Source organism: Micromonospora sp. 4G55 (assembly GCF_016803375.1).
This window is the reverse complement of record NZ_JAEVHN010000305.1, coordinates 1-7,158: the sequence shown is the minus strand read 5'-3', so window position 1 is coordinate 7,158 and position 7,158 is coordinate 1. Positions and strand designations below refer to the sequence as shown.

4 protein-coding genes, 1 tRNA gene and 3 pseudogenes are annotated in these 7,158 nt (G+C 71.2%); 4 read left to right on the top strand and 4 right to left on the bottom strand.

The genetic code is table 11. The features are described 5' to 3' along the window. The 3 genes and pseudogenes from JNW89_RS22230 to JNW89_RS22220 form a co-directional block, all read right to left on the bottom strand. Positions 1 to 1,180, bottom strand: a 1,180-nt coding sequence (locus tag JNW89_RS22230) for a PP2C family serine/threonine-protein phosphatase (protein WP_238450365.1), incomplete at its 3' end; no start/stop codon positions are given. Next, entirely contained in the window at positions 1,177 to 1,662 is a 486-nt protein-coding gene (locus tag JNW89_RS22225) for an FHA domain-containing protein (RefSeq protein ID WP_074315675.1), read from the bottom strand. The genes JNW89_RS22225 and JNW89_RS22230, both read right to left, overlap by 4 nt. 6 nt (positions 1,663 to 1,668) lie before the next feature. Continuing rightward, positions 1,669 to 2,462: pseudogene (locus JNW89_RS22220) on the bottom strand (FhaA domain-containing protein). 213 nt (positions 2,463 to 2,675) lie between these two features. Here JNW89_RS22220 and JNW89_RS22215 point away from each other — a divergent pair. The 3 genes and pseudogenes from JNW89_RS22215 (at position 2,676) to JNW89_RS22205 (ending at position 4,746) form a co-directional block, all read left to right on the top strand. Then, positions 2,676 to 2,761 (top strand) — tRNA-Leu (locus JNW89_RS22215). A 110-nt stretch (positions 2,762 to 2,871) separates the two neighbouring features. Beyond that, positions 2,872 to 3,945 carry an NAD-dependent epimerase/dehydratase family protein gene (locus JNW89_RS22210; RefSeq protein WP_238450364.1) on the top strand — a complete coding sequence of 358 codons (1,074 nt, stop codon included), beginning with the start codon at positions 2,872 to 2,874 and terminating at the stop codon, positions 3,943 to 3,945. Further along, positions 3,942 to 4,746, top strand: a pseudogene (locus tag JNW89_RS22205) (WecB/TagA/CpsF family glycosyltransferase). Before JNW89_RS22210 ends, JNW89_RS22205 begins: the two are co-directional and overlap by 4 nt. A gap of 102 nt (positions 4,747 to 4,848) precedes the next feature. Here the strand turns inward: JNW89_RS22205 and JNW89_RS22200 are convergent. Next, positions 4,849 to 6,726: a S8 family serine peptidase gene (locus JNW89_RS22200; RefSeq protein WP_238450363.1), complete on the bottom strand. Its 1,878-nt coding sequence runs from the start codon at positions 6,724 to 6,726 to the stop codon at positions 4,849 to 4,851. A gap of 215 nt (positions 6,727 to 6,941) precedes the next feature. Here JNW89_RS22200 and JNW89_RS22195 point away from each other — a divergent pair. Next, a pseudogene (locus tag JNW89_RS22195) lies at positions 6,942 to 7,158 on the top strand (hypothetical protein); the annotation flags it as partial.

Genomic DNA, 7,158 nt, shown 5'->3' with positions numbered 1-7,158 from the left:
CGGCCAGCCGGCGGGCCGCGTCGGGCTCGCTCTTGGCCTGGATGCCCTGCTTGACCTGCTCCTGCGCGGCGAGGGTGAGGTCGTCCAGCTTGGCCTGGCTGGTCGAGTGCACGCTGGACAGGTCGAGCCCGGCGACCTGGCCGGGGACGCCGCGGAAGACCGCGAGCTGCCCCTGCTCGGTCGCCCCGACGTAGTACTGCCGCTGCGTGTAGCTCCAGCCGGCGAAGAGACCGCCGCCCAGGATCACCAGCAGCGCCACCAGCATCGCCACGGTACGCAGCGGCCGGCGGCGAGGGTGATCCGGCTCGTCGTCCCGGTTGGCGGCCGGGTCCTCCGGCACCGGGGGACGCGGCGCGGAGAGCGCCGAGGCGCGGGCCGCCGGGGTGGAGACGTCGGCCGACGTGGCCATGCCCCGGTCCCGGGACGCGGCACCGCCGACGATCGGGCTCGCCTCGACGATGTCCTGGTCGGTGGCGTCCGCGATGATCACGGTGATGTTGTCCGGGCCGCCGCCGCGCAGCGCGAGCTGCACCAGCCGCTCGACGCACTGCTGCGGGTCGGTGTACTCCCGCATGGTGTCGGCGATGGTGTCCGCGCTGACCACGCCGGAGAGCCCGTCGCTGCAGATCAGGTAGCGGTCACCGGGCAGCACCTGACGGACGCTGTACTCCGGGTCGATGTCGCGACCGTCCAGGGCGCGGGTGAGCAACGAGCGCTGGGGGTGACTGCTCGCCTCCTCCGCGCTGATCCGGCCCTCGTCCACGAGCATCTGGACGTAGGTGTCGTCCTTGGTGATCTGCGCGAACTCACCGTTGCGCAGGAGATAGGCCCGCGAGTCACCGATGTGGACCATTCCGAGCTTGCTGCCGGAGAAGAGGGTCGCGGTGAGCGTGGTGCCCATCCCCTCCAGCTGCGGATTGGCGTCCACGGTGTCGCGGAGCTGCTGGTTGGCGGTGCCCACGGCCGAGCGCAGCGCGTCGACGAGGGCGTCCCCTGGGACGTCCTCGTCGAGCGGCGCCATGGCACCGATGACGATGTTGCTGGCGACGTCACCGGCGGCCATGCCGCCCATGCCGTCGGCGACGGCGAGGAGCCGCGGCCCGGCGTAGACGGAATCCTGGTTTCCGTCTCGGATCAGACCGCGGTCGCTGTGGGCCGCATAGCGCAGGGTCAGAGTCATGGCCGTAATTCGAGAGAAGTGCGGCCGATCCGGATCGGCACGCCGAGGGGGACGGGGGTTGGTCCGGTGACCTTAGCGCGATCCAGGTAGGTGCCGTTAGTCGAGCCGAGGTCCTCGACGAACCACTGCCCGTCGCGCGGCACGAGCCGGGCGTGCCGCGCGGAGGCGTAGTCGTCGGTGATGACGAGGGTGGAGTCCTCGGCCCGTCCGATGGTGATCTGGGCTTCGCCGAGGGTGATCCGGGTGCCGGCGAGCTGGCCGGCGGTGACCACCAGCTGGTGCGCGGCCCTGCCCCGCTTCACCTTCGCCGGCTTCGCCGCCTGCCCGGTGGAGGCGCCCACCGCGCGCGGCGCGGCCACCAGCCGGCCCGACCGGGCTCCTGCGAAGAGGTCACGGCGGATCACGCCGACCACCGTGAACACGAAGATCCACAGCAGGATGAGGAACCCGAACCGGGCGACGGTGATGACGAGCTCCGGCAAGGCGCGTCAGCCGTCCACGCGGAAGGTCAGGGTGGTCGTGCCGAGCTGGATCATGTCGCCGGGGTTGAGGGCGACCGCGGAGACGCGCTGGCCGTTGACCATCGTGCCGTTGGTCGACCCGAGATCGGTCAGCACGACCTGGCCGCCGTCGAAGTCCAGCCGGGCGTGTCGCCGGGAGATCCCGACGTCCGGCAGGCGCAGGTTGGCCTGGTCGCCGCGACCGATCACCGTCGACCCCATCTGGAGCGGGTAGGTGCGGCCGTCACCGGAGACCAGCCGGACGTTGCGGGCGCGCCGCCGTGTCCCGGCGGCGGGCCGTAGCCGCCGCCCTGGTCGTACGCGGGGTACGCCGGCGGGCCGGCGTCATAGCCACCGGGCGCGGAGACCGGGGCGACCTCGCCACCGGTGTAGACCTCGGCGGTGACCCGGAACATGCCGGTGTCCAGCCCCTCGCCGCGCTCGATCTCGACGATCACGTCGCCGTAGACCGTCCACGCCTGCTCGCCGATGAACTCCGCCTGCGACTGGGCCAGTTCCTGGGCCAGCGCGGCGGCGTACGGCGCCAGCCGACTGTGGTCGTACGGCGAGAGATCGATCACGTAGCGGTTGGGCACCAACGTGCGCCCACCGGCCAGGATGGCCTTGTGCGCCTCGGCCTCCCGCTGCATGGCGTTGAGGATCTCCACGGGGTGGACCACCCCTTTGAAGACCTTGGCGAAGGCCCCCTCGACCAGGCCTTCCAGACGCTTCTCGAAGCGTTGCAGCACGCTCACCGGCTCCTCCTCGGGTCCCGAGGACATGATGGTATCCGGCCGGCGCGCATGCAGCTCGCGCGCCGCTCGGCGGGCGCGTGCCGGCCCGTTCGGAAGGGGCCCTCCGAGCGTGCTAATGTTTCGTCCGCCGAGGCGGTGACCGCTCCACGGAGCGTAACCAGTCGAGGCGATGACGCAGGACACGTAGGCCCGCTGGCGACAGCGGGATCAGCACCAGCTACAGTGTTCGAGGTCAGCCACGGGGAAGTGGCGGAATGGCAGACGCGCACGGTTCAGGTCCGTGTGTCCGAAAGGACGTGGGGGTTCAACTCCCCCCTTCCCCACCAGTCAGACGAGGGCTCCGCAGCTTGCGGGGCCCTCGACTCGTATCGGGGCGTGCCGGACGTCACGCTATGCTCCGAGGGTTTCCCTGCCTCCTACTGACCAGGAGTGGCGTGTGAGTGTCGCGTTGGTGACCGGGTCGGGCGGTCTGATCGGGTCCGAGGCGGTCCGGCACTTCGCCGGTCTCGGCCTGGACGTGGTCGGTATCGACAACGACATGCGGCAGGAGTTCTTCGGCGCCGAGGCGTCGACCGCGTGGAACGTCCGGCGGCTCGCCGACGAGCTGGGGTCCGCGTACTCGCACCACAGCATCGACATCCGGGACCGGGACGCGCTGGCGAAGCTCTTCGCGCGCTACGGCCGGGACATCGCCGTGGTGATCCACACCGCCGCGCAGCCCTCGCACGACTGGGCGGTGCGCGACCCCTTCACCGACTTCGACGTGAACGCCGGCGGCACCCTCAACGTGCTGCAGAACGTGCGCGAGCACTGCATCGAGGCGCCGGTGATCCACTGCTCGACCAACAAGGTCTACGGCGACCGCCCGAACAGCCTGCCCCTGGTGGAGCTGGCGACCCGGTGGGAGATCGAGGCGGGCCACCCGTACGAGCAGGGCATCCGTGAGGACATGTCGATCGACGCCTGCCTGCACTCGGTGTTCGGCGCCTCCAAGGTCGCGGCCGACGTGATGGTGCAGGAGTACGGCCGGTACTTCGGCATGAAGACCGCCTGCTTCCGGGGCGGCACGCTGACCGGCCCGGCGCACTCCGCGACGGAGCTGCACGGCTTCCTCGGGTACGTGATGCGGGCGAACATGGAGCGCCGCACATACAAGATCTTCGGCTACCAGGGCAAGCAGGTCCGGGACGCCATCCACAGCTCGGACGTGGTCTCCGCGTTCGAGGCGTTCTTCCGCAACCCGCGCTCGGCGGCCGTCTACAACCTGGGCGGCGGCCGGCACTCCAACACCTCCAACCGCGAGGCGTTCGCGCTGGCCGAGCAGATCACCGGCCGGGAGATGGTCACCGAGTACGTCGAGGCGAACCGGATCGGCGACCACAAGTGGTGGATCGGCTCGAACGAGGCCTTCCAGGCCGACTACCCGGACTGGAAGCAGGTCTACGACGTGCCGATGATCATGCGGGAGATCTACGAGGCCAACGTCGACAAGTGGGTGCCGCAGGCATGACCGGCAAGGGCAAGCGGAACGTACTGGGCGTCCTGGTCGACGCGACCGACTACGCCTCGGCGACCGAGCAGGTGGTGGCCGCCGCGCACGAGCGCCGCCCGCTGGCGCTGACCGCGCTGGCCGTGCACGGCGTGATGACCGGGGTGCTCGACCCGGCGCACAACGCCCGGCTGAACTCCTTCGACGTGGTCACCCCCGACGGCCAGCCGGTCCGCTGGGCGCTCAACCTGCTGCACCACGCCGGCCTGGCGGACCGGGTCTACGGCCCGACGCTGACCCTGCACGTGCTGCGCCGCTTCGCCGAGGAGGGGCTGCCGGTCTACCTCTACGGCTCCACCGAGGAGACGCTGGCCCGGCTGATCCCGGCGCTGGAGCGGATGTTCCCCGCGCTCAAGATCGCCGGGGTGGAGCGTCGAAGTTCCGCGCGGTCCAGCCGGGCGAGGACGTGGAGATCGCCGACCGGATCCGGGCCAGCGGGGCCCGGCTCGTCCTGGTCGGCCTGGGCTGCCCACGCCAGGAGGTCTTCGCGTACGCGATGCGGCCGCTGCTGGACATGCCGCTGATGGCGGTCGGCGCGGCCTTCGACTACCACGCCGGCCTGCTCAAGCAGCCGCCCGCGTGGATGCAGCGGGCCGGGCTGGAGTGGTTCTGGCGGCTCGGCCTGGAGCCGAAGCGGCTCTGGCGCCGGTACGTCATCCTCAACCCGGCGTACCTGACCCGCCTCGCCGGGCAGAAGACCGGCCTGTGGAAGGCGCAGCCTCCGGCGCGGCGACGGAACGCCCGGCCACCTTCTCGGTCTGACCCGCGCGTCCCCGCCACCCTCACGAGGCCCGCGGGGCCGGCGAGCCCCGCCAGGCACACGGGGCCCCTTCCGGTCGGAAGGAGCCCCGCGGCGGGGGTGCGTCAGAGGGTCAGGGTCCAGGTGTTGAGGTAGCCGGTGTCGCCCGAGTAGACGTCGCGCACCTGGAGTCGCCAGGTGCCGTTCGCCGCCTCCGACGAGAGGTTCGCGGTGTAGGTGGCGTTGACGTTGTCGGCACCGTCGAAGAAGCTGCTGTTCTTCAGCCGGTACGCGGAGCCGTCCGGGGCGACCAGGTCGATGACCAGGTCACCGCGGTAGGTGTGCACGATGTTCACCGCGACGGTCGACGCCGACGATGCGTTGCGGCCACACCCGGAGATCACGATCGAGCTGGACACCGTGGCGCCGGTGTCCGGGATCGCGACGTCCGTGCCGTTGCTGCCGGAGCAGCCGCCACCACCCGAGCCGGTCACCGTCAGCGAGTACGTCGCCGTGCGGGTGCCCGACGCGGCCGTGCCCGTGACGGTGACGGGGTAGGTGCCGGGCGGGGTGCTCGCCGAGGTGGCGATGGTGAGCGTGGACGAGCCGCCCGAGGTGACCGTGGACGGGTTGAACGAGGCGGTCGCGCCGGCCGGCAGGCCGCTGGCGGAGAGGCTGACCGACTGCGCGGAGCCGTTGGTGGTGGCGGTGGCCACGGTGGCGGTCACCGACCCGCCCGGGGCGGTGGAGCCGGAGGTCGGCGACACCGAGACCGAGAAGTCGTTGGTCGGCGGCGGGGTGGTGCCGTTGTCCACGTAGAGCAGCCGGTTCGGGGTCCCGGTGCCCACGTTGGTCACCACGTTCGGGGTCGCGGCGTTGACCAGGTTGTCGCGAACCTGCTGCGGGCTCCACGACGGGTTGGCCGAGAGGACGAGCGCCGCGGCGCCGGCGACGTGCGGCGACGCCATGGACGTGCCGCTGATGGTGTTCGTCGCGCTGGTGCCGGTGTACCAGGCGGAGGTGATGTTGACGCCCGGGGCCAGGATGTCGACGCAGGTGCCGAAGTTGGAGAAGCTCGCGGCGGCGTCGTTGTTCTGGGTGGCGCCGACGGTGATCGCCGACCCGACCCGGGCCGGGGAGTAGTTGCAGGCGTTCTGGCGGTTGCCCAGGACGTCGCCGTTGCCGGCGGCGACCGCGTACGTGATGCCGGAGTTGATGGAGTTGGTGACCGCCGTGTCGATCGAGCTGTTGGCGGAGCCACCGAGGCTCATGTTCGCCACGGCCGGCTTCACCGCGTTCGCGGTCACCCAGTCGATGCCCGCCACGACCTGGGCGTTGGTGCCGCTGCCCTGGCAGTTGAGCACCCGGACGCCGACGATCTGCACGCCCTTGGCCACGCCGTACGAGGAGCCGCCGACGGTGCCCGAGACGTGCGTGCCGTGGCCGTTGCAGTCGTCGGCGGAGCCGCCGTCCACCGCGTCGAAGCCGGAGACCGCCCGGCCGCCGAAGTCGTTGTGCCCGAACAGGACCCCGGTGTCGATGATGTAGGCGCGCACGTTGGACGCCGTGGTCGGGTAGGTGTACGAGCTGTTCAGCGGCAGGTTGCGCTGGTCGATCCGGTCCAGGCCCCAGGAGGGCGGGTTGGTCTGCGTGCCGAAGATGGAGACCGTGTGGTTCTGTTCGACGTACGCCACCGCGGGGTCGGCGGCGATCCGGGCCGCCGCCGTCGCGCCGACCTTGACCTCGAAGCCGCGCAGCGCTGCGGTGTAGGTGCGGGCGACCTGGCCGCCGTGCCTGCCGACCAGCCGTTGGGCGTTGTCACCCACCCGGCTCCGGCCGACGGCGCTGTCCTTGAAGACCACGATGTAGCTGTCCGGCACGGCGGTGGCCCCGCCCGCTTCCCGGATCACCCCGACGGGCTCGGCGGCCATGGCGGGTGTGGCGGTTGCCAACATCGCCAGGGTGGCCACCCCCACGAGTGCGGACCTGTGTGAAAGACCCATCTCCCTACCTCCCTCCGACCGGCAGCCGACCGTCCACCCGCGAATCTGAGGTTGATCGATGGTTGCCGATCTACATGAGGGTAGGTCGGCGCGGCCCGGGAGTTAAACATGTCGAAGCGTTCATAACGTCGGCGGGATGCCCCTACGGGTGGGGTAGGGGGCGAACCGGGGCCGCCCCGGATCCGCCGATCGCCGGACTGGACCAGGCTGAGCACATGGATGGCCATCTCATCGTTCTGCTGCCGATCGCCGGGGTCTGGCTGGCCGCCGGTGTGGTGGCGGACCGACTGCCCCGGCTGGACCGCGCCCGCGCACTCCGTCGACGTACCGGATGGCTGCTCGCGCTGACCCTGACCGGCCTCGGCCTGACGGCGGCGGTGCTGGCGGTGGGCCTGACCAGTGCCGGCGCGACGCCGGTCGACCGGGCCGCCG